This window comes from Methylophaga sp. UBA1464 (assembly GCF_002325665.1).
In the GTDB taxonomy this organism is placed as follows: domain Bacteria; phylum Pseudomonadota; class Gammaproteobacteria; order Nitrosococcales; family Methylophagaceae; genus Methylophaga.
In genome coordinates, this window is sequence record NZ_DCSO01000085.1 from 1,444 (window position 1) to 2,929 (window position 1,486).

General features: G+C 42.1%; 2 protein-coding genes. Both read left to right on the plus strand.

Annotation, left to right across the window (positions count from 1 at the left end; genetic code table 11):
• On the plus strand, nt 1-418 hold a 418-nt coding region (locus B3O33_RS10760; protein ID WP_292363568.1), incomplete at its 5' end, for a hypothetical protein.
• Nucleotides 419-549: 131 nt separating this feature from the next.
• A complete protein-coding gene (locus B3O33_RS10765; RefSeq protein WP_292362271.1) occupies nt 550-1,257 on the plus strand; it encodes a ferritin-like domain-containing protein in 708 nt (235 codons plus the stop codon).
• The last annotated feature ends 229 nt before the right edge of the window (nt 1,258-1,486 follow it).

The following is a 1,486-nucleotide window of genomic DNA, read 5'->3' on the forward strand; positions in this document are numbered from 1 at the left end:
TACCTTATATTTAAGGATTAAAGAAATGTCTAGAAAGTTATTTCTTTCAGCAACTGTTTCGATGGCTTTTTTTGCCACACCATTGGTGGTAGCAGAACAAGTGGAGCAACCACAGCCCCATCTTCCCACAAATGACCAGCATCAGAGTAATCAGGTTGTTAGTGCGCTGAATCCGGGGCGTTCACCAATCCAGAATAATCCTCCATCCACTCACCTATTGCCGGCTACCCCACCTGCCAAAACCGTTATGAAGCGTGATCCAGCAGGAGCTTCTGCCCGGATTAATTTACACATGTCTAATCAAGTTTTACCCAGTGCGCAAGTCTCGTCTGCTTATGCATCAGTTGTTGCGGAGGGTGCTTATCTGGCTGCCTATCCAGGTAGAAATTTTTCAAACACATTGATGCCTTATCACTGACATCAATGTGAAACGATTAACAAAGAAAATTTACGGCTTGATTTGGATGAGCTTTCGGTGTTGAACACAATTTTTTATCACACTGATTTAATTAACCAAGTTTCAAGCTCACAAGATAAAAGGACGCTGCCATGCCACATGCCAGAAAATCAGATAGTCACCTTAATCCGGATCAACATTCCCGGTTTTCAAAAACAGTCACGGATGATGCTTTAGCCTCGACCAGCAACACTTTGGAAAGCAACAAAGCAAAAATTGGACTTCATCCTGAATTTATAGATGAAATGGACCTTCAGAAGCTGAGTAAATCTGTTCCTGATGGAACTGCTGGCGATATAAAAAAAGTCCATCAGCATAATACAGAGTTACTGTTACATAAATTAGGCCAGCGACTGGCGTTTGAACGCGCCAGTGTCAGGTTGTATGAAGCACTGATTATTAAATGTCTGGCAAACCGAAAAGAAATAAAAACCGTTATTTCTCTCGATCAGCTACGACAATTCCGTGATGAGGAGGTTGAACACAGTCTCTTGCTTAAGACCGCTATTGAAACCTTAGGCTTTGATCCTGATGAATGGATTCCGGATACGGATTCCACTTTACTGGCAAGCTTACAGATCCCCAAGGTATTCACCAAAAAAAACACCACTGTTTTACAGTGCCTTGAGTCCGTATTGATATTCGCCACAAATGATAATTCCGAGTGGCATACCTTGCATGAACTGTTCACTAATATGGGGTTAAAAGATTTGGCGGATGAGTTTAATCAAGCACTTGAAGAAGACAGCAGACAGCTGGAAGCTCTCTCGCGGTGGATATACCAGTTATCGCATGCATGAAAACTCCGTTTGAAAGCAGCGAGGAATAGTATCTGTTTTTCGGTATGTGATTGAGTGGTCAACATACACTGTGTGTGCATAATAAATCCTAATCCTTAAAACCGTAATCTGTTGTTTAAATAAGGATTTATGTTGACACGCGTATTCACTTTGCTCCACCATGAAATCTCGGATACCAGCCAGGCAAACGCTATGAAAAGTGTCGTGACCAAGCGTTACATAAGCACCT